The organism is Ligilactobacillus salivarius, assembly GCF_035231985.1.
Taxonomy (GTDB): Bacteria; Bacillota; Bacilli; order Lactobacillales; family Lactobacillaceae; genus Ligilactobacillus; species Ligilactobacillus salivarius.
The window spans coordinates 285,104-307,452 of sequence record NZ_CP117983.1; the positions used below are offsets into that span (position 1 = coordinate 285,104).

The following is a 22,349-nucleotide window of genomic DNA, read 5'->3' on the forward strand; positions in this document are numbered from 1 at the left end:
GATATAATAAATTTGAATTTTAAAGTAGGGGGAATAAAGATGGCTGTAAAAATTGAAAATGAAAAATTATTTGTTACGATTAATGAACATGGTGCTGAATTAGCTAGTTTAATTAATAAAAGTAATGGTATGAACTATCTTTGGAGTGGCGATAGTAAATATTGGGGAAGAAAGTCTCCGGTACTATTTCCAATTGAAGGTGCACTAAAAGATGGAAAAATGTTTGTTGATGGGAAAGAATATCGTATGGGACAACATGGATTTGCTAGAGATATGGATTTTGAAGTTAAAAAACTTACTAAGGAATCTGTATGTTTTGAATTAAAATCCAATACAGAGACACTAGAAAAATATCCTTATGAATTTATTTTCCGTTTAGTCTACGAACTAAAAGAAGAAACTTTAGTTGTAAGGTATGAAGTAGAAAATCCTAGTGATAGTGAAATGTTTTTTGGACTAGGAGCTCATCCAGCATTTAGTGTTCCTTTAGGTGAAGCTGCTTATGATGATTATTATCTTGAAATTACACCGGAAAAAACGCGAAAAGTTTTGCCTTTAAAAGGTGGATTAGTTGATAACATTAATACTATTGATGGAGAATCCAGATTAGAAATTAGTCATGACGTATTTGCTAAGGATGCAATTATTTATGACTTGGGTGAAGAACCTACAAAATTTAGTTTGAAAAATACTAAAAATAATTACGGAGTAGAAGTTTTCACTCCAACTTCTAAGTTTGCAGGAATTTGGTCGTCTTATCCAGCTAAAGGACAATTTGTATGTATTGAACCTTGGTGGAGTTTAGCAGATACTGTATATACAGATGGTAATTTTAAAGAGAAATTTGCAACTAATAAATTAAATGGAAAAGAAAGTTTCGATGCGTATTTTGAAATTACAGTATTTTAAAATACTAATCATTCGATTTATAAGAATATAATTATTCATTTTATTATTAATAGCAATGAGCTATAATGTTTATTGGTTAATTTCAATAAATTATTTTATAAGTGAGAGGAAATGAATTTAATGAAAAAATCAATAAAACCAATAGTCTCATTGATCTTACTATATATAGGTTACATGCTTCTATTTGCTGATAGAACTGTAATGAATATCTCTATGGCATACATAGGAAAGGAATTTCAAATTAGTCCAGCCGCATTGGGTGCGACAGCTAGTGCCTTCTTTCTAGGATATACCTTAATGCAAATTCCAGGAGGTATAGTCACTGATATATTAGGTAGTAAAAAAACGGTTATAATATCTTTGATACTATGGTCTTTATTAACTGCTTTTACAGGCTTAGCTACATCATTAATGACATTAGTTGTGATCAGATTTTTATTTGGTTTAGCTGAAGGTCCTTATCCATCAGCAGCTCTAAAGCAAATTTCTGAAGAGTATGATAAGAGTGATCGTTCACAAGCTACATCAGTTACAATTTCATCAAACTATGCCGGTGCAGCTATTGCTCCATTAATTATTGTTCCAATTATTGCTAGTCATGGTTGGAGAGTATCATTCTATTTTTTGGGAATTCTAGGCTTGATATTGGTTGGTCTATATTATTTAATTGAGCGACCAATTAAATCTAAAAAGGAAACAACAACTGCTAAAAAAATTAATTGGCGTGAAATCGATAGTAGAATATGGATCTTTGTAATAATAGGTTTAGTATTAAATGTTATTACAAAAGGTTTAGAGACCTGGATGCCAATATATTTCTTACAAGCTCAACATATTAATTTAAAGAATTTAGCATGGTTGGTTCCATTGCCAGTAATAGCTGGTGGTATTGCAGCATTTATTAGTGGCTTTGTAATGGTTCATATTTTCCGTAAACGTGAACGTTGGATGATCTTTATTTCTTCATTGCTAACACTAATATTTATGTTTGGAATGTATAAATCGACTACACTAGTATGGATTGTTATTTTTGAGATTTTAGTATATTTCACAAAATCTCTAGCATTTACAGGGATTTTTAGTTTTGTTGCTCAGATCTTAGATGAAAAGACTTATGGATCTTCAATTGGAGTTGTAAACTTCGGTGGTCAATTAGGTGGATTTATAGGACCACTATTGATCGGATGGTTAGTTCAATTGTCAGGTTCATATAGTGTTGCCTTTGTAGGTTTAGTAGTATGTGCTCTAATCGCAGCAATAACAAGTACATTTGTAAAAAATATTAAATAACCCCAAATCATTGACTGTCGGAGACGTGGTCAATGATTTTTTTATAATGCTTATTCCTTGACTTAAAGTTAACTTTAAGGTGTATGATATTTTTATCATTATTGAGAGGTGAAATTTTAAATGAATCAACATCCAGATTATATTTTAAATCAAATTAATAGTCCTAAAGATGTAAAGAATTTAACAATTGATGATTTAAAAAAAGTAGCTACTGAAATTAGACAATTAGTTGTAGAAAAAGATGCCGCTATTGGTGGACATGTTGGCCCTAATTTGGGCATCGTTGAAACAACTATTGCTTTTCATTATGTATTTGACTCTCCTAAGGATAAGGTAGTGTGGGATATTTCACATCAATCATATCCTCATAAAATGTTAACTGGACGTAAAGAGGCATTTTTAGATCCAGATCATTATCGCGATGTTACAGGATATAGTAATCAAGATGAAAGTGAACATGATTACTTTAAAGTTGGTCACACTTCTACATCTATTGCATTGGCTACAGGAATGGCCAAAGCAAGAGACATGAAGAATGAAAATGGAAATATTGTGGCTGTTATTGGTGATGGCTCTATGAGTGGTGGTTTAGCTTTAGAAGGGTTAAATAATGCTGCTAAGCTTAAATCTAACTTAATAATTATCTTCAATGATAATCAAATGTCCATTGATGATGTAAATGGTGGTATGTATAAGATGTTCGCCGAATTACGTGAAACAAATGGACAAAGTTCTAATAACCTCTTTAAGGCTATGGGCTTGGATTATCGTTATGTTGATAATGGAAATGATTTAGAAACAATGATTTCTGTTTTAGAAGAAGTAAAAGATATTGACCATCCTATTGTTGTTCATATCAACACTTTGAAGGGTGAAGGATATCAACCAGCAATAGAAAGAAAACGTGAATTCCATTGGCATGTACCATTTAATGTTGAAGATGGTTCAACTAAAAATGTGGCAACAGGGGAATCATATAATAAATTAATTCTTGATGAGTTAGGTAGACAAATTGATGATGGTAAACCAATTATGGCTATTAATGCTGCAATACCAGGTGTATTTGACTTAGTACCATTTAAGGAAAAATATCCTGATAATTATGATGATGTTGATATTGCTGAACAATATTCTATCACATATGCAACAGGATTAGCTGCTAATGGCGCAAGACCAGTAGTCTTCCATAATAGTACATTCCTTCAAAGAGCATACGATCAATTAGAACATGACATGGCATTAAATGGTTATCCAGTTGTTATGCTAGTAAAAGGTGGGCACATTACTGAAAACTCTAATACACATCAAGGAATTTTTGATATAGGTATGATTTCTAGCATTCCTAACTTGGAATATTTAGCTCCAACAAATGCAGAAGAATTAATTTCAATGTTACGTTGGGCATTAACACAAACTGATAAACCGGTTGTTATTCGTGAACCAATTACTGAAGTACGACATGGAGAAGCAGACGATGATTATACAGAGATAAATTATCGTATAGCAAACCAGGGAGAGAAAGTAGCAATCTTAGGATTAGGTGCATTCTATAAATTAGGTGAAGATGTTCAAAGAAAGTTGAAAGAAGATTTGAATGTTGATGCTACATTGATTAATCCGATTTCTGCTACAACATTAGATGTTGAAACTTTAAATAATCTAAAGAAGGATCATGAATTAGTTGTAACACTTGAAGATGCAAGCATGGTTGGTGGCTTTGGAGAAAAGGTAGATCACTTCTATGCTAATTCTGAAATGAAAGTTTTAAACTTTGGTGCTCAAAAGGAATTAACTGATATGGTTCCAGTTGAAGAATTGTATGATCGATATCATTTAAATCCTGAACAAATTGTAGATGATATAAAAAGAGTTATAGATTAATTGTGAAAATAGATCTCTATATAGAGGTCTATTTTTATTGCAATTATAATTTTAAAATGATATTATGACAATGTGTCATATGACAACTTGTCATAATAAATCTGAAAGGATTGAAAAAAATGCCAGTAATGGAATTAAAAAATGTTACTAAGATATATAAGATGGCTGGTGGAGGAACCTTTGAAGCTTTGCGAGGAATTAGTGCAAGTTTTGAAGCTGGAGAACTGGTGGCGATCGTTGGTGAATCAGGGTCAGGTAAATCTACTTTAATGAATGCAATTGGTGGATTAGATTCTGATTTTGGTGGAGAAATTATTTATGAAGGAAAGAATTTACGTAATTTTTCAACTCAAGAATTAGTTGACTATCATAAAAAGAGTATAGGATTTATTTTTCAGAACTTTAATTTAATCTCACATTTAAATCTAATAGATAATGTTTCAATGGCGATGACATTATCAAATGTAAGTGAAGATTTTAGAAAAAAACGTGCTAAAGAATTATTACGCAAAGTTGGATTAGAAAAACACATGTATAAAAAACCAGATCAAATTTCTGGTGGGCAAAAACAGCGTGTAGCTATTGCACGTGCATTGGTTAATGATCCTGATGTAATTATTGCTGATGAACCTACAGGAGCTTTGGATGCAGAAACGACAGATACCATTCTCGATATGATTAGAGAAATTGCAGAAGAAGGTAAATTAGTTTTAATGGTAACCCATTCTGACAAGGTAGCCTCTCATTGTAGTCGAGTTTTGAGAATAGATAATGGTGAGTTAATCTCAGATGAGCAACAATTAGATTTGGAATACACAGAAAATACTCGTGAAGATATTAAAGTAAAGAATATGAGTATGTGGAAAGCAATTAAGCTAGCATTTCTAAATATGAAAGCCAAGTTAGGAAGAAATTTACTAGTAGCACTTGGGTCTAGTATAGGGATCATGTCAGTAGTATTGATGTTAGCTTTAGGTAAAGGTGTAACAAGCTATGTAAGTAGTACTATGAAGTCATATACTAACCCTAATATTACTGAAGTTCATAAGAAGAGTAGTACTCAACAAACGACAAAAAATCCACAAAATATGAGTCGTGAAGAGATAGCTAAACAACAGCAAGAGAATATGGCTGCTTTAACGGGGTCAGGAACTAATACAGGTTTTACAAAAAAGGATATAGAAAAGTTAAGTAAGATAAAACATGTAGATAGATATCAAAAAGGTTATAGTTCATTTTCACTAGGAACTAATACAGTTAAATATAATAATAAGCAAGCTAGTTTAATGATGTTGCAAACAATGTCTGATAGTATTTCTAAATCAAGCATTGTAGAAGGAAAAGCTCCTAAGAATAATCATGAAATAATGTTAGATAGAGCTACTGCAGATTTACTAGGAAAGAATATTTTAGATAAAGAGGTTACTTTGACTTTGAAGATAGGTGAAAAGACAATTACACAAAACTTTAAAGTAACAGGTTTATATGAATCACAAAGTCAAAGTTCAAGTACAGTTTTCTTTACTTATGCAGGTTTACAAGACCTATATAAGACAAACCAAGAAAAATTATTGCCAAATGTAGTATATCTACATACAGCTAACAAAGACAACACTAAGATGATTAAGGACAAAGTAAAAGATCTTGGTTATACAGGTTCAATGCAAGAACAAATGACGGAAATGTTTACGAAAATGTTGAATATTATTACTTGGGTATTAACTGCTATCGCTGCTGTTTCATTAGTGGTTTCAGCAATTATGATATTGGTAGTTTTAAATATTTCTGTAGTTGAACGTACAAAAGAAATAGGTGTACTTAAAGCTCTAGGTGCTAGAAGAAAAGATATTAGAAGAATATTTGCTTCTGAGGCATTTTTAATTGGAATTACATCAGGAGCAATTGGCGTAGTTGTAACTTATGTTCTAGGTTTCTTCATTAATAACTTTACGAAAGCGGCTTTCGAAGTAAGTGTTGTTTCCATGACTACTAAATATGCAATAGCTGGAATAGTTATTAGTGTTGTTATCAGTATGATTGCCGGAATTTTACCATCCAATAGAGCATCTAAGCTAGATCCAGTAGAAGCTTTACGCAAGGAATAGGGGAGATTTTATGCCAAAAGAAACATTTTTTGGAATTGATAAAGAAAAGCAGAATCGCATAATTCAAGCGGCAATTAAGGTATTCTCGAGTCATAACTATAACGATTCTTCAATTAATGAAGTTATAAAATTAGCCAAAATCCCTCGGGGAAGTTTTTATCAATATTTTGAAGATAAAAGAGATCTATATCTCTATATTACTCAAAAAATTATGCAAAACTTTAGGGATGACTTTTTTAAAGAATTAGATGAACAAAATGGAGATATTTTTACGACTGTAAAAATAGTCTTTCCAAAACAGATTCATGAAGTACTAGGAGGAGAATATTCTAATTTTTATTACTATCTATTACAAGCAAGTTTTATGAAGGATTTTAGACAAAAGGAAGTTAAATCCAAGGATAATAGTAAGCATGGTTGGAATGTGAAACAAGATTTTGATGTTATATATAAAATGATAGATAAAGAAAAATTAAAAATAAAAAGTCGAAGTGACTTTGATATGTTTATCAGAATTTTAATTACCCCATTTATCATAGTAATAACCGATACATTCTTGCAAATGAAGCATGAATCAGACATTCCTAAAATAGATATTGAAGAAAAAAAGCAAGAATATTTACACAAATTAGAGTTTATTGAGTATGGTTTTTCTAAATAATAAATAGAAAAGAGGAACAAAATGGTAAAGTTGATGCGACGAAATTTAGATTGGTGGGCAATTATTACTGCTACTATCTTTTTAGGATTTCAAGTGGTGTGTGATTTAAGCTTACCTAATTTGACATCTAACTTAATAAATAACGGAGTAGCTAAAGGAAATGTAGGATATATTTGGCAAATAGGTCTTCAAATGCTGGGCCTGACTTTAGTCGGCATTTTTGCAGCAGCAGGAAATGTATATTTTGCTTCTACTCAAGCACAAAAAATGGGTGCCAGATTAAGAGGAAAGATATTTAAAAAAGTTTTATCCTTTGGAAATTATGAAATGGATAAATTTGGTTCTTCATCATTAATTACTAGGACGACGAATGATGTTATACAAATTCAAAACGTTACAATAATGATGTTGAGAATGATGATTATGGCACCTTTAATGCTAATTGGTGCAAGTGTAATGGCATATTTTAATGAAAAACGTCTAACTAGCATATTCTTAGTATCTATTCCAATATTACTAATCGCTATTGGATGTGCTATGTATTTTGCAGTGCCGTTATTTCAAAAATTACAAAAACAAATCGATAGAATTAATTTAATCTTTCGTGAAGGATTAACTGGTGTAAGAGTAATTAGAGCTTTTAGACAAGATAAGTTTGAACAGGAAAGATTTGATAGAGCTAATAAAGATTATACAGAAACAGGGATTAAAGTTTTCAGCATTGTTTCCTTAATGTTTCCTATTATGACCTTAGTTTTGAATGTAACAAATATGGGAATTATTTGGTTTGGAGCTAAGTTAATAGCTAACCATGAAATGCAAGTAGGTAATTTAGTAGCTTTCATGACTTATGCCTCAATGATTTTATTTAGCTTTATGATGCTATCAATGATTTTTGTATTGGTACCAAGAGCGGAAGCAGCTGCTAAACGTATTAATGCTGTTTTAGAGATAGAAAATTCAATTAATGACGCAGAATCAGAAATAGGTCGTGACAGTAATAAAATACAAGCAAGTCTAGAATTTAAGAATGTATCATTTAGATATCGTGGTGCAGAAGATTTAGCATTGGATAATTTATCTGTAGATGTAAAAGCTGGAGAAACATTAGCTATTATTGGTGGGACAGGATCTGGTAAATCTACATTAATTAATCTTATTCCTCGACTATACGATGTAAATTCAGGAGAAGTATTGATTGATGGAAATGATGTACGAAAATATAGCTTACATGATTTGCATGACAAGGTAGCGTTCGTTCAACAAAAAGCAGTACTTTTTAAAGGAACTATTCGTTCGAACTTACTAATTGGAAATCCTGAAGCAACTGAAGAAGACATGTGGAAAGCTCTAGAAATAGCTCAAGCTAAAGATTTCATTTCAGACTTACCAGATGGATTAGATGCTGTTGTTGAACAAGGCGGGGATAATTTTTCTGGTGGTCAAAAGCAGAGATTAGCAATTGCACGTGCAATTATCAAACCTGCTTCAATTTATGTATTTGATGATTCTTTTTCTGCATTAGACTTTAAAACAGATGCTAAATTACGTTTAGCACTACGTCAAGATGAGAGAATTAGCAAAGCAATTATAGTTATTGTAGCTCAAAGAATTTCAACAGTTACTGGTGCAGATCATATTGTTGTTTTAGATGAAGGCAAGGTAGTAGGACAAGGCACACATAAGGAATTATTAGCTGATAATACTACTTACCAAGAAATTGTTGAATCACAGATGAAAGGAGCTGCAATCTAATGCAAAGACATGGCGGTAGAATGAAAGGACCAAAAGCGGAAGGTGCAAAGGATTTTTGGGGAACCGTAAAACGCTTAGTAGGATTTATGGGGCCTTGGAAATGGGCTTTTGTATTAGTATTTATATTTGCGATTGGGTCTGTAATTTTTCAAATTATAACTCCTAAGATCTTAGGTGGAGCGACGACTGAAATCTATATTGGAATAAAAAAAGGCTTAGCAAGTGGACAAAGTATCGGAAAATATCCAATTGATTTTGCAGCCATTAAACGAATTTTAATGACGGTAGCAGTTTTATACCTAGCTTCAGCAGCTTTATCTTTTATACAGCAGCTAATGATGGCTAATATTTCTCAGAAGGTAGTTTATCGACTTAGAAAGGCAATGAAATCTAAGATGCGGTATCTGCCAGTTTCATACTACGATACTCATTCTAATGGAGATATCATGTCTAGAGCTGTTAATGATATGGATAATATAGCGGGAACTTTGCAACAAAATTTGGCCCAACTTGTAACAAGTACAGTAACATTTGTAGGGGTCTTCTTCATGATGCTATCTATTAGTTGGAAACTAACTTTAATTGCTTGTATTACAATTCCGCTAGGCTTAACCGTTGTTTCATTGGTAGCTCCCCGTTCACAAAAATATTTTGTTGCACAACAAAAGAGTTTAGGATTGTTAAATAATTATGTAGAAGAAAATTATGCCGGACACACAGTTGTTAAAACTTTTAATAAAGAAAAAAGTACAATTGAAGAATTTGAAGCTGAAAATAAAAGATATTATAAAAGTTCATGGAAGGCGCAATTTATCTCTGGTTTGATAATGCCATTGATGAATATGGTAAAAAATATTGGCTATGTTTTCGTTGCAATAGTAGGTGGAATACAAGTCGCTAATGGAACTGTTACATTAGGAAATGTTCAAGCATTTTTGCAATATGTAAACCAATTTACTCAACCAATTACACAAATTGCTAATATAGCCAACACGATTCAGGCAACAGTAGCTTCTGCAGAACGAATCTTTGAAATTTTAGATGAAGCTGAAATGGACACTAATCTAAAAGATAACAATGATGGTAGCCAAGGTAAGTATAAAATTAGTTTTAATCATGTGAACTTTGGATATACTTCTGATAAACAATTGATGAAAGATTTTAACTTGAATGTTAGTCCAGGTGAAAAAGTGGCAATTGTTGGTCCTACAGGTGCAGGGAAGACAACGTTAATTAACTTATTAGAACGTTTTTACGATATTAATGGTGGTAGTATAAAACTTGATGGACAAGATACTAGAAGTATGTCGAGAGAAGAAATTAGATCTCATTTTTCAATGGTATTACAAGATACTTGGTTATTTACGGGTACAATTTATGACAATATAAAATATGGAAATGAGCAAGCTACGGAAGAAGAAATTATTGCAGCAGCTAAGGCAGCTCATGTTGATACGTTTGTTAGACAGTTACCAGACGGATATCAAACTATCCTAAATGAAGAAGCATCTAATATATCACAAGGACAAAGACAATTGATAACAATAGCTAGAGCGTTTTTAGCTAATCCTGAAATTTTGATTTTAGACGAAGCAACTAGTTCTGTTGATACGCGTACGGAAATTCTAATTCAACAAGCAATGGAAAAATTGTTAGCTGGAAGAACAAGTTTTGTAGTTGCACATAGACTTTCAACAATTAGAGATGCAGATAATATTATTGTAATGAATCATGGATCTATTGTAGAAACAGGAAATCATGATACCTTAATGGAAAAAGATGGTTTTTATGCAGACCTATATAATAGTCAATTTGCGAGATAATAAAAAAGATGGGCGAACCGCTCATCTTTTTTGTTTGCAATCGTAATAAGATTAATTAATCGCGCAAGCTTTTAGCATCAGCGTCGATCTTAGCAAAGCCAGAACCATGTGATGACTTGTTAGGATTCTTAGCACGGGCTTCCATAGCCTTACGAGCCATAGCTTTACGTTCTTCCTTACTCAACTTTTGAGCCATACTTGTCGCCTCTTTTCACGATAGCTAAGTTAGTGTAATATATTATATATCTAACTACATGTTCATTATAGTTTTTATAATAAGTAAATTCAAGAATAATCAGAGGTAAATTATGTTTGAAGTAAAAAATTCTAATAAGTTAGATTCACAAGTTTATCGAGATAGTTTAATTATTAGAGAAGATGTTTTTGTTAAGGAACAAGGTGTTCCTATCGAAATAGAAATTGAAGGTGAAGAAGGTCCAAAGTATTACTGTGGATATGTAGATGGTAATTTTGTGACTTGTGCGAGAGTGAAAATAGAAGATGATGGAGTTTGGCATATTCAAAGAGTAGCGACCTTAAAAGATAGTCGTGGAAAAGGATATAGTTCAAGTTTACTTCGTAATATTGAGGAAGATGCGAGAAAAGCAAAGGTGCCATATTTAACATTAGGTGCTCAGGATACAGCGCAAGCTTTTTATAAAAAACTTGGATATGAGGTTGTAGGTGAAGGATTTCTAGATGCAGAAATGCCACATCATCGAATGGATAAGAAGTTAGTTTAAATTTGATTTTTAATCTAATATAGGTTAGTATAAAGTAGATGCGATGAGTCGAGAAGAATCAGACAACATTTTGTTGTTTCGCTGCGGCGACTAGTGATTATTTTCATTAAGGCAGAGTACAGATGTTACCGGATTGTAACGTACTTGCTTGATGTAGATGTGAACTGCATCAACTTATTCATATGAATACTGCCGCATAAGTCAGAGAAAGTAATTCTCTGACTTTTTTTGTATAATCGAGCGTTTGGGGTGATTATTGTGAGTGAAACAATAGAAAATTATATTTATTGTCGTGTTATTTTTGAAGAAAATGGGAAAAGTTATTATTATCTAACAGATGATGAAGAAATAAAGCCTTTAGATTTAGTAGTTGTGCCGGTTGGTATTGATGGGCATGAAAAAATAGCACAGGTGGTAAAAGTAGAAAAATATACTATACACACTGTTCCATATCCTTTAGATAAAATAAAAAAGATTATTCGTAAATGTAAGTTAACAGATTTTAGAAAATTAGAAAATAAATTAGCTGAAGATAAGTTAAAGCGTGAATCGGTAGATGATGAAGAATTATCAATTAATTTATTGAACTTAGGAGTACAAGCTTATCGTCGAGGAGATTATGAAATAGCTAAAGAATATTATGAGGATGCGGCGCAACTTGGAAATAGTCAAGCAGCCTGTAATTTAGGTTATATTTATGCTTATGGAAGAACTGGTGTAAAAGATAGTGAAAAGGCATTTTATTATTTTGTCCAAGCATCATTAGATGGAAATAGTAATGGTAGTTATAAAGTAGGAGATGCATATTTTTATGGTGATTTTGTAGAAAAAAATAAATTACTAGCATTTAAATATTATCAAATATCAGAAGAACAATTAGGGCCAAAAGATCTTGATATTCGTTCGGATATTTATTATAGATTGGCACTCTGTTACCACCAAGGCGCAGGGGTTGTTCCTGATGATATGGGCGCCTTAACCTATATTAATTTGGCTCAGACAAGTGCCTATTATGATAGGTTAATTGGAAAGTATAATTATGAAGAGTTAAAAAGAAAAATTGAAAATTTGCGTGAAAAGATTTTATTAAATTTAAATCATGTAGATAATAAAACAAAGATTAGATTATTGAAAGCAGATATAACAAAAGTTGATAATGTTGATGCAATCGTTAATGCTGCTAATACTAGTTTACTAGGTGGTGGAGGTGTTGACGGTGCTATTCATCACGTAGCCGGGCCATTATTATTAAAAGAATGTCGCCAACTAAATGGCTGTGAAGTTGGACAAGCTAAAATTACATCAGGATATAATTTACCTGTGGAATATGTTATTCATACCGTTGGGCCTATTTGGAAAGGTGGCAATACTGATGAATCCCAACTCCTAGCTGCTTGTTATAGAAATAGTCTACATTTAGCCCAAAAATGTAATATTAGAAAAATTGCATTTCCAGCTATTTCAACAGGAATTTATGGATATCCAGTTGTTGAGGCTACTAAAATTGCATTTCAAGTTGTTAAAGAATATGTCCAAGATAATCCTGGAGACTTTGATTTAGTGGAATTTGTTTTATTTGATGATAGTACTTATAATGTCTATCTCAAAGAAACAGGAAGTAATTTGATAGAATTGTAATATTTTTGTAAAAAAGTACTAAGCTTAGTTAAAATTATTTGATGGGAATATATTTTTTGTTAAAATAATAGTTAAATAATATGATATGGAGGAATTTAAATGGGCTTAATAATCGTAATAGCATTGATTGTAATTGTTGTTGCTGTATATATATCAATGTACAACGGATTACAACGTGCAAAAGTAAATACCGATGAATCGTGGAGTCAAATTGATGTTCAATTGAAGAGAAGAAATGATTTGATTCCTAATCTTGTAGAAACTACAAAAGGATATGCAAAACATGAAAGAGAAACATTGTCTAAAGTTGTAGAATTAAGAAATCAAATGGTGGCACTGCCAGCAGACGTTGATCCACAAAAGAAAATGGAATTATCTAATCAGTTGACAGACTCTTTAAAATCTATTTTTGCTTTAGCTGAAAATTATCCAGATTTAAAAGCTAGTCAAAACTTCACTCAATTACAAGAAGAGTTAACAAATACTGAAAATAAAATTGCTTATTCACGACAATTATTTAATAGTAGTGCAGCTGTATACAATCAAAAGTTACTAACTTTCCCTTCTAATGTAGTTGCGAAGATGCATCATTTTACAAAGGTAAATTACTTGGAAATTCCTGCTGAAGAAAAGGAAGCACCAAAGGTATCTTTTTAAGAGGTAGTTAAATGTTATATCAACAGATAGCAAAAAATAAACGCAAAACTGTTCTAGTAATGGCGGGCTTTGTATTTTTAGCCGGACTAATAGGGGCAGCGATTGGATACGCCTTTATGGGAAGTGCTCAAACGGGTATTATTATTGCAGTTGTTGTCGGCATAGTTTATATGTTCGTGATTTTAGGTCAATCAACAGATGTAGTAATGAGTATGAATAATGCTCAGGAAATAACCGAGCAGCAAGCTCCTGAATTATGGCATATTGTAGAAGATATGGCAATGGTTGGCAAAGTACCGATGCCTAGGGTATTTATCATTGACGATCCTAGTCCTAATGCTTTTGCTACCGGGCCTGATCCTGAACATGCGGCAGTGGCGGCAACAACTGGGATTCTACAAAGACTTAATCGTGAGGAATTAGAAGGTGTAATGGCACATGAAGTTTCTCATATTAGAAATTATGATATTAGATTACAAACATATGCTTTGGCTCTTGCCTCTGTAATTTCATTCTTAGCAAATATGGGAATGAACGCGATGTGGTGGGGTGGAGGTAGACGCGATGATAGAGATAATGGTAATGCTGGTCAAGTTATAATGCTATTATTATCAGTTTTAGCAATTATCTTAGGACCGTTAGCGGCATCTATGGCTCAAATGGCACTATCAAGAAATAGAGAATATTTAGCTGATGCATCGGCTGTTGAACTTACTAGAAATCCTCAAGGTTTGATAAATGCTTTAAGAAAAATTTCTATGAGTGAACCAATGCAAAATGCAGATCCAAGTAGCGCTTCGATGTATATCGCTAATCCGTTTAAAGATGGCTCATGGACACATCTTTTTGACACACATCCACCAATTGAAAAGCGAATTGATAGACTAGAACATATGTAAAAATAGTTAAGTGCAGTAGTTCAATTGTGAGCTACTGTATTTTTTTGTAAAAAAATACCAGTCAATAAAAGACTGGTACATTATCATATTCAATTAATCATAAGAGCCACTTACCGGGCTTGAACCGGTGACCCCCACCTTACCATGGTGATGCTCTACCTACTGAGCTAAAGTGGCATCAGACTTACCAAAATAGTATATTATATTATACTATTTTTGGCAAGCATAATTTGTTACAGTAAAGATTATAAAGTAACGGTTGACTTAGTAGTGTATAAATCAGATGGAATACTCATAATTAAAGATGATGGCTTTCCACATGAAATTAAAGTTAGTCTGTGCATCGCGCGAGAACAAATTGTGTATAAAATTCCAGTATCATTTATTCCAGAATAATTATCATGTGAAATATCATAAGCTATAACATCATCAAATTCCAATCCTTTAGCAAGATAAATTGGTAGAATAACGATACCCTTAGGCAATGAACGGTCTTTATCTTCTAGTAAGGTGACAGAATCGAAACTTTTACGAAGTTTTTGATATAAGAAGTCACTTTCAGATTGGTTTTTAGTTATTAAAGCAACCGGGGAACTTAAGTCACGTTGCTTTAATTCAAGTTTTAATGCATGTAATCCATTTTCTTTAGAAGCGATAATTAATTCAGGTTTTTTACCTTGGCGTGTAAAAGCTTGAATTTCATTGCCATCTGGTAATAAAGCTTTCATAAAATTGGTTATTTGTTGTGTTGAACGATAACTTTTATTTAACTTGATGATACGCGATTTTTTGACGTTGAGATGTTTGTTAAAGTAATCTAGTAACTCTTGTGGTGTTCTAAACTCATTGAACAATGCTTGTTCACTATCACCTAAAAGAGTGAGTTTAGCATTAGGAAAAATATACTTTAAATACATTAATTGTGGCAATGTGTAATCTTGCATCTCATCAATGAATAGATGTGCAATAGCTTGATTACGTCCACTACCTGTTAGTAAATCACGTAAATATAACAGAGGAGCAGCATCAACTAAATCTATTTTATGAAACTCCAAATTTTGATTAAAAAGGTCAACAGCTTCTGGTAATTTATTGGCTAAAAAATCAGAATATTGAGCATAGTAGTCAATAAAATAATTGTTATATAAAGCGTCATATACGGGGGCAAAGCATTTTTTTACGATTTTTCTACCAATGTAAAATTCTTCATCATCAATTGCTTGAAAGGCATGACGTCTTTTAGTACCAAGTAAATCATAGTATTCTTCATCTGATAAGTTTTCGATTTCACTACGAACCCAATCAGCTTGAGCATTTTCTTTAATTTTTCTGTTTAATTGTTTAATAAGTAAGTTTTTAGTTTCAGCAAATTTTTGACTAGGTTTCATAGCCTGTGGAAGTTGGGAATAGATATCATGAATTTCATTATGACTAAAGAAAATCTCGGAATCTAGCATAATATCAGTAAATCTTAGTTGGGATGAGCTAACATTTTGGACATATTCTTCAACTGTATGCATAAATTGTGGATCTTCCTTAATACTTTCAATTGAATTTGTTTTTTTTAGAAGAAGTGATCTTCTTTTCATATTTATCAAAGAGACTTTCAACTTGTAATCCCTCAAAACGATTATTAAGAAATTCTGCCAAAGTAATTTGGCGCATGTTTTTCTCACCTAAACTAGGCAACACTTCAGAAATATAGTGACTGAATAAAAGATTAGGTGAGAAAAGCACAATTTGTTCAGCGTTAAGTTTGTCACGACTGTGATATAAAAGAAAAGCAATTCTTTGCAAGATAGCAGAAGTTTTTCCAGAACCCGCAACTCCTTGAACTAGAAGCAAGTCATGTTTAACATCGCGGATAATATCATTTTGTTCAGCCTGAATAGTAGCAACGATATTACGCATGTATTCGTCAGAATGTTCTCCCAAAACACTCTGTAAAATTTCATCACCAATTGTTTCATTAGTGTCAAACATATTAGTAATGACACCTTTTTTTATAGTAAATTGACGTTTCTTTTTTAATTCAGCAAATTGTTCTCCCATAGGTGTTTCATAGGATACAGGGCCAAGTGTACCATTGTAGTAAATAGAAGAAATAGGGGCACGCCAATCATAGATGAGAAAATCTTGATCTTCATCTACTAATGAAGATGTTCCGATATAAAGAGTTTCGGAATCTTCTTCTCCGTTCTCATGAATATCAATTCTACCGAAGTAAGCAGAATCTTGTAGAATTTTTAGAGTAGATAATTGTTTCTTTAAAATTGTTTCGTTTTCAATCGTTTTTGCAACTAAGTTCTTTTGTTGTTGAATTTCGGCGTTTGTTTCCATTTGATCATCAACTTCATATGTATTGACTCTAGCGTTTTGAACATAATTTCTTTCAACCGAAGTAGTTTCCTTGTGAGCTTTATCATATTCAATTTGAGTAGCATCTAATTGCTTTTGAATTTCATTCATTACATCATCTACTCTTTTTTGTTCCAGAGCTTTTTCATTATCCAATTTTAATCACACCTTTTACTAAAGAATAATGCACATTATCTTAACATGTAGATAAGATTAGTAGCAAGTATTTGCCACCTAAAGAAAAAAAGTTCAAATTGAAGTAATCAATTTAAACTCTTTTTAAAATTTATCCTTAATTTCATCGTCATCAATTGAACTCGGATCAGGAATAAAAGCAACATCAGTATCCATAATTCCAAATCTATGATGCATAATTCTTTCAATATTTTCTGCAATACGATAACTATCTAAAACGGACATTTTAGCATTAACCATAACAACAATATCCAAACTAACAATATTACCATTATAGTGCGCCTTCAGTTCAGAAAGATGAGCTACACCTGGAACGCTTAAAACAACATTTCGATATTCTTCTTCAACTTCCGGATCAAAATAATCTACTAAATTAAGACTGCTATCCATAAAGATTTTAAACCCAGAATATAAAATGAATAAACCAACTAAAATACTAGTAGCACCATCAAGCCAGGTGATCTTAAATATTAAAGCACCGGAAATAGAGATTAGAGTACCAATACTAGTAAAAGCATCGCTTAAACTATCTTGAGCAGAAGCACTTAAAGCTGCATTTTGCAATTTTCTACCAGCTCTGCGATTAAGATACCAAACAATTAACATGATTACAGTAGCGATACCAGCCCCAACAAGAGCAATTGGTTCAGGAATGACACGTTTATCTGGTTTCCAAAGATTAATGATACCAGTGGAGATAACACTGATGGCAATCCCAATCATAACAACTCCAGTTACAAGGGTAAAGACTGTTTCATATCGGAAACGTGTAAATTGAACTCTTTGATCATTTCCTCTTTGCGACATATTCAATTTAGGCAAGGGAGCCATTCCAGCAATGTCATCGTCATCAATGTCTCTAGCAATGTGAATTCCTATCATTAATAACATTGTAGATACGATTCCAGAAATATTATTAAAAGCATCAGCACGTAAAGTTTGAGAGTTACTAATTTCAGCTAAAAAATATTCAATGATAGAAATTGAAAGATATGCTAAAACATTCAGAATTAAATGACGCCAAGCAGCATTTAAACTGTGTAGCTGTTTCAGTTGTTCTCTTTCCCAATCTTCAAATTCTTCTTGTAAATGTTTCTTAATTTTACTCATGTATATCTTCCCTCGATTAAGAAAAGTAAATATATTTCTATTATAAAGCATTTTCATTTTACTGTTAATAATCCTTTACTTTAGTTGAATAGTAAATTAGAATGGAAGAGTAATCTTCATTGAACAAGTAAAGTAGATGAGCAATGACAGAGAGCTTAGGTAGCTGAAAATAAGCAAGTAAATCGAAGTGGGGCTTGGTAGAAGAAAGTAAATTTGATATTTAATTAAGTGGCATTTTATGCAAATTAGGTGGTACCACGGCTTTGTTCGTCCTATTCATATTTATGAGTAGGACTTTTTTATTAAGGAGGATTTTTATGGCAAAAGAAATTATTTTAACAGGTGATAGACCTACTGGAAAATTACATGTGGGACATTATATTGGTTCATTGAAAAAACGTGTTTCTATGCAAAATTCAGGAAAGTATGATTCATACATTATGATTGCTGATCAACAAGCTTTGACTGACAATGCACGTGATCCTGAAAAAATAAAAAATTCATTAATACAAGTAGCATTAGACTATTTGGCAGTAGGACTAGATCCTAAAAAATCAACAATCTTTGTGCAATCACAAATTCCAGCATTAGCAGAATTGAATTTGTATTACTTAAACTTAGTAACTGTTTCACGTCTTGAACGTAATCCAACTGTAAAAGCTGAAATTCAACAAAAACATTTTGAACGCTCAATTCCAGCTGGATTTTTCACTTACCCTGTTAGCCAAGCTGCTGATATTACAGCTTTTAAGGCTAATTTAGTTCCAGTTGGTGATGATCAAGAACCTATGTTGGAACAAACTCGTGAAATTGTAAGAACCTTCAATTCAATTTATGGCGAAGTATTAGTTGAACCTCAAGGTGTATTTGCACCTAAGGGATCTGGACGTTTACCAGGTTTAGATGGAAATGCAAAGATGAGTAAATCTTTAAATAATGCTATTTACTTATCTGATGATGCTGATACATTACGTAAAAAAGTAATGTCAATGTACACAGATCCTAACCATATTCACGTAGAAGATCCAGGAAAAGTAGAAGGTAATATGGTCTTCACATATCTTGATATTTTTGATAAAGACAAAGACAAGGTTGCAGAATTAAAAGAACAATATCGTGCTGGTGGATTAGGTGACGTTAAGATTAAGCGTTACTTGAATGAAGTCTTAGAAGCTGAATTAGGACCTATCCGTGCTAGACGTGAAGAATTTGCAAAAGATATTCCAGCTGTATATGCAATGCTTAAGGAAGGTAGCGAAAAAGCAAACGAAGTCGCTAATAAAACTTTAGAAGAAGTACGTAGAGCAATCGGGGTAAATTACTTCGACAATATTTAAGTAGAATTGCCATATTTATTAAATTAAAATGAAATTACTATTATAAAATGTGTTACAATATGTGTATCTTAAATATGGGGTGGCAGAGATGCAGAATTTAGTAATTTTGGACTTTGGTTCTAATTCTACAAGGTTGTCGATTAATGAAGTTAGTGATGAAGGTAAGTACCGAGAAGTTTTTCGTGCTAAGGAAATGACACGTATGGCGGAAGGTATGGGAAATTCTGAAAAGAAAGTGTTGCAGGCTGACGCAATTGAAAGAACGCTGGATGCTGTTAGAAAATTTCAGAAACATTATGAGAATTTACCTAATTTAAAGATTAAAGGAATTGCAACAGCGGCAGTTAGAGTAGCTGAGAATAAAGAAGAATTTTTAGAGAAAATAAAGTCTTTGACAGGCGTAGAAGTAGAAATTTTATCTGGTTCTGCTGAGGCTTACTATGATTATGTAGGAGTAGCTAATTGTTTAGATGTTAAGGATGCTGTCATCTGTGATATGGGCGGGGGTAGCTTTGAGGTTATTTTAATGAAAAATAAAAAAGCCTTGAATTTAATCAGTATTCAGTATGGAGCAGTTAGTTTAACTGAGAAATTTCAAACACAAGATAAAATAAATGCTGGAAATTTATTTGAGTTTGAAGTTTTTCTCCGAGAATTGTTTGCTAAAAAACTACCTTGGCTATCTGAAGCTAAAGATTTACCATTGGTGCTTTTAGGTGGGGCTAATCGTACTGTTGCGCGTAAAAAATTAGGTAAGTTAGATGAAAAAGATACTACTAATATTCATAACTTCCGTGTATATAAAGAAGAATTTCAAAGAATATATCGTAAGTGGTTAGATATGGACAAAACTGAGAGAGCTACAGATTTAGGGGATGAAAGTAGCCGTGCAGACATCATAATAGGTGGACTTACTCCTGTTATGCAGTTAATGTTACAATGCGAAAGTCCATATGTGATGTTTTCTGAGAGTGGAGTCCGTGAAGGTATCATCTTTGAATTGTTAGCTGAAAAATAGTTACTTGAAGAGCTTTAAAAGAGTTTTCACTCTTTTAAAGTTCTTTTTTTATTGATAAGTGAGTAAATACTCACTATAATTCAGAGTGAATTAGTGAGTAAATACTTACTTTTGGAGGCGAAAAAAATGAAAATAAATAACCAGAGAATACAATTACAAAATATAAAGAAGAAATTTGGAAATGATAATGTCTTAAATTCTGTTAATTTAACAGTAAATTCAGGAGAAATAGTAGGTTTGATTGGTCCGTCTGGCTCAGGAAAATCAACAACTATCAAAATTCTATTGGGTATGGAAAAAGCTGACGAAGGTGAGGCTTTAATTTTAGAAAAGAGAATGCCTAATCGAAAATTATTAGCAGATATTGGTTATATGGCTCAATCAGATGCGCTTTATGAATCAATGACAGCTAGGGAGAATTTAAGTTTTTTTGGTTATATGAAAGACGTTGCGAAGAAAGAATTGCAAAAAGAAATAGAATATGTTGCTGAAGTTGTTGATTTAACTAATTATTTGGATAAGAAGGTTTCAGGATATTCTGGTGGGATGAAACGAAGATTATCACTAGCAATAGCTTTACTAGCAAAACCTAAAATAATTATTTTAGATGAACCAACAGTTGGAATTGACCCTGCTCTGAGACTTAAAATATGGAAAGAATTAGCTAAATTAAGAGATGAGGGGAGAAGTATTCTTGTAACAACACATGTTATGTCTGAAGCTGAGCTGACAGATAGGGTAGCACTTCTTTTTGAGGGAAAAATCATAGCCTTTGATAAACATAAGAAATTAGAAGATAAATATAAAGTTAATAATATTGAAGAAGTATTTTTGAAAGTCGAGGGTGAGTAGCGATGAAGACTTTAGTGATTGCTAAAAAAGTTGTTATAGAATTGATTAGAGATAAGCGTACAGTATTGCTGATGTTTGTTGCACCATTGTTGATCTTGTGTTTGTTAAATTTGATGTTTTCTGCAAGTACAAAAACTAAAGTAACAATAGGAACAATAGATGTTAACAATCAAATTAATCGAAAAATGGATCAAGTAGATGGGATTACCGTAAAAAAATATAAAAGTGAAAAACATGCTAAAAAAGATTTAGATGCTAATAGCTTAGACGGAGTAATCAGTTATAAAAGTAAGCAGTATGATGTAACTTATGCCAATCTAGATGTTTCTAAAACTGTGATGGCAAAGAAAGTATTAGAAAGTGCCCTTATGAAGGATAATGTTTCCAAATTACAATCAATGGTGGTTAAACAAGGACAAGTAATAGCGAAATTAACTGGGCAACAAGAGTCTGTTAAAATGAATAAATCAAAAATAAGTATAAAAAATCATTATAATTATGGAAATAGTAAAACTAATTTTTTTGATAAGATGGCCCCAATACTAATAGGATTTTTTGTGTTTTTCTTTGTATTTTTAATTTCAGGAATGGCGCTATTAAAAGAACGAATAAGTGGTACTCTAGAAAGATTATTAGCTACACCTGTAAAGAGAAGCGAAATAGTTTATGGATATATGCTAGGTTATGGCTTAATGGCATTGGCGCAAGCAAGTCTGATAACAGTTGTAGGAATTAAATTATTAGACATTGAGATAATAGGCTCAATATTTAGTGTAATAATTATTGCAGTTTTATTGGGATTTGTCGCGCTAGCCTTTGGTATTTTGCTATCAACATTTGCTTCATCAGAATTTCAAATGATGCAATTCATTCCATTAGTAGTTGTTCCTCAGATTTTCTTTTCGGGTATCATTCCATTGGATTCAATGGCTGATTGGGCACAAAGAATTGGGAAAGTTTTACCATTAACTTATGCTGGTGAAGCCTTATCTGCAATCATAATGCAAGGAGCTGGCCTAATAGAAGTAGGAAAAGATATACTAGTATTGATAATCTTTTTAGTAGTTCTATTAATTTTGAATATTTTAGGCCTAAAAAGATACAGAAAAGTTTAATGG

The 22,349-nt window shown here is 32.3% G+C and carries 17 protein-coding genes, 1 tRNA gene and 2 pseudogenes; 16 read left to right on the top strand and 4 right to left on the bottom strand.

Annotation, left to right across the window (positions count from 1 at the left end):
* Nucleotides 1–39: 39 nt before the first annotated feature.
* The 7 genes from PTA89_RS01180 to PTA89_RS01210 all read left to right on the top strand — a co-directional run bounded on the left by PTA89_RS01180 (nt 40) and on the right by PTA89_RS01210 (nt 10,424).
* Nucleotides 40–909: an aldose 1-epimerase family protein gene (locus PTA89_RS01180; RefSeq protein WP_201898506.1), complete on the top strand. Its 870-nt coding sequence runs from the start codon at nt 40–42 to the stop codon at nt 907–909.
* A 120-nt stretch (nt 910–1,029) separates the two neighbouring features.
* On the top strand, nt 1,030–2,199 hold the full coding sequence (locus PTA89_RS01185; protein WP_201898505.1) for an MFS transporter: 1,170 nt from the start codon (nt 1,030–1,032) through the stop codon (nt 2,197–2,199).
* Nucleotides 2,200–2,319: 120 nt separating this feature from the next.
* Nucleotides 2,320–4,080 carry a 1-deoxy-D-xylulose-5-phosphate synthase gene (locus tag PTA89_RS01190; RefSeq protein ID WP_268857695.1) on the top strand — a complete coding sequence of 587 codons (1,761 nt, stop codon included), beginning with the start codon at nt 2,320–2,322 and terminating at the stop codon, nt 4,078–4,080.
* A gap of 119 nt (nt 4,081–4,199) precedes the next feature.
* Nucleotides 4,200–6,185 (top strand): ABC transporter ATP-binding protein/permease, encoded by a 1,986-nt coding sequence (locus PTA89_RS01195; RefSeq protein ID WP_268857696.1) that lies wholly within the window; start codon nt 4,200–4,202, stop codon nt 6,183–6,185.
* A 10-nt stretch (nt 6,186–6,195) separates the two neighbouring features.
* The gene (locus PTA89_RS01200; RefSeq protein WP_081540522.1) at nt 6,196–6,846 is read left to right on the top strand and encodes a TetR family transcriptional regulator; all 651 of its coding nucleotides are present in this window, start codon (nt 6,196–6,198) and stop codon (nt 6,844–6,846) included.
* A 21-nt stretch (nt 6,847–6,867) separates the two neighbouring features.
* Nucleotides 6,868–8,601, top strand: coding sequence for an ABC transporter ATP-binding protein (locus PTA89_RS01205; protein WP_081540523.1), 1,734 nt, complete (start codon nt 6,868–6,870; stop codon nt 8,599–8,601).
* Complete coding sequence (locus tag PTA89_RS01210; RefSeq protein ID WP_268857697.1) at nt 8,601–10,424, top strand: ABC transporter ATP-binding protein; 1,824 nt, start codon at nt 8,601–8,603, stop codon at nt 10,422–10,424. Before PTA89_RS01205 ends, PTA89_RS01210 begins: the two co-directional genes overlap by 1 nt.
* Before the next feature lie 55 nt (nt 10,425–10,479).
* On the opposite strand, the gene PTA89_RS01215 is transcribed toward PTA89_RS01210, so the two are convergent.
* On the bottom strand, nt 10,480–10,620 hold the full coding sequence (locus PTA89_RS01215; protein ID WP_003699688.1) for a hypothetical protein: 141 nt from the start codon (nt 10,618–10,620) through the stop codon (nt 10,480–10,482).
* Between the two features lie 112 nt (nt 10,621–10,732).
* Here PTA89_RS01215 and PTA89_RS01220 point away from each other — a divergent pair, with 112 nt between their 5' ends.
* The 5 genes and pseudogenes from PTA89_RS01220 to htpX all read left to right on the top strand — a co-directional run bounded on the left by PTA89_RS01220 (nt 10,733) and on the right by htpX (nt 14,361).
* A complete protein-coding gene (locus PTA89_RS01220) occupies nt 10,733–11,167 on the top strand; it encodes a GNAT family N-acetyltransferase (protein WP_268857698.1) in 435 nt (144 codons plus the stop codon).
* 411 nt (nt 11,168–11,578) lie between these two features.
* Nucleotides 11,579–12,022 (top strand): annotated as a pseudogene (locus PTA89_RS10300) (tetratricopeptide repeat protein); the annotation flags it as partial.
* Between the two features lie 264 nt (nt 12,023–12,286).
* Nucleotides 12,287–12,805 carry an O-acetyl-ADP-ribose deacetylase gene (locus PTA89_RS10305; RefSeq protein ID WP_442916314.1) on the top strand — a complete coding sequence of 173 codons (519 nt, stop codon included), beginning with the start codon at nt 12,287–12,289 and terminating at the stop codon, nt 12,803–12,805.
* 99 nt (nt 12,806–12,904) lie between these two features.
* On the top strand, nt 12,905–13,462 hold the full coding sequence (locus tag PTA89_RS01230) for a LemA family protein (protein ID WP_003699684.1): 558 nt from the start codon (nt 12,905–12,907) through the stop codon (nt 13,460–13,462).
* 11 nt (nt 13,463–13,473) lie between these two features.
* Nucleotides 13,474–14,361 (top strand): zinc metalloprotease HtpX, encoded by an 888-nt coding sequence (gene htpX, locus PTA89_RS01235; RefSeq protein ID WP_003699683.1) that lies wholly within the window; start codon nt 13,474–13,476, stop codon nt 14,359–14,361.
* Nucleotides 14,362–14,465: 104 nt separating this feature from the next.
* Here htpX and PTA89_RS01240 read toward each other — a convergent pair.
* From PTA89_RS01240 to PTA89_RS01250, 3 genes and pseudogenes are all read right to left on the bottom strand, one after another.
* Nucleotides 14,466–14,538, bottom strand: a tRNA-Thr gene (locus tag PTA89_RS01240).
* A gap of 68 nt (nt 14,539–14,606) precedes the next feature.
* A pseudogene (helD, locus tag PTA89_RS01245) lies at nt 14,607–16,875 on the bottom strand (RNA polymerase recycling motor HelD).
* A gap of 123 nt (nt 16,876–16,998) precedes the next feature.
* Nucleotides 16,999–18,024 carry a cation diffusion facilitator family transporter gene (locus PTA89_RS01250; RefSeq protein WP_268857702.1) on the bottom strand — a complete coding sequence of 342 codons (1,026 nt, stop codon included), beginning with the start codon at nt 18,022–18,024 and terminating at the stop codon, nt 16,999–17,001.
* A 317-nt stretch (nt 18,025–18,341) separates the two neighbouring features.
* Here PTA89_RS01250 and trpS point away from each other — a divergent pair, with 317 nt between their 5' ends.
* From trpS to PTA89_RS01270, 4 genes are all read left to right on the top strand, one after another.
* Complete coding sequence (gene trpS / locus PTA89_RS01255; protein WP_003699680.1) at nt 18,342–19,361, top strand: tryptophan--tRNA ligase; 1,020 nt, start codon at nt 18,342–18,344, stop codon at nt 19,359–19,361.
* 88 nt (nt 19,362–19,449) lie between these two features.
* Complete coding sequence (locus PTA89_RS01260) at nt 19,450–20,379, top strand: Ppx/GppA phosphatase family protein (protein WP_069468687.1); 930 nt, start codon at nt 19,450–19,452, stop codon at nt 20,377–20,379.
* Nucleotides 20,380–20,505: 126 nt separating this feature from the next.
* Nucleotides 20,506–21,231 carry an ABC transporter ATP-binding protein gene (locus tag PTA89_RS01265; RefSeq protein ID WP_268857703.1) on the top strand — a complete coding sequence of 242 codons (726 nt, stop codon included), beginning with the start codon at nt 20,506–20,508 and terminating at the stop codon, nt 21,229–21,231.
* 2 nt (nt 21,232–21,233) lie between these two features.
* On the top strand, nt 21,234–22,346 hold the full coding sequence (locus tag PTA89_RS01270; protein ID WP_268857704.1) for an ABC transporter permease: 1,113 nt from the start codon (nt 21,234–21,236) through the stop codon (nt 22,344–22,346).
* Nucleotides 22,347–22,349 lie beyond the last annotated feature (3 nt).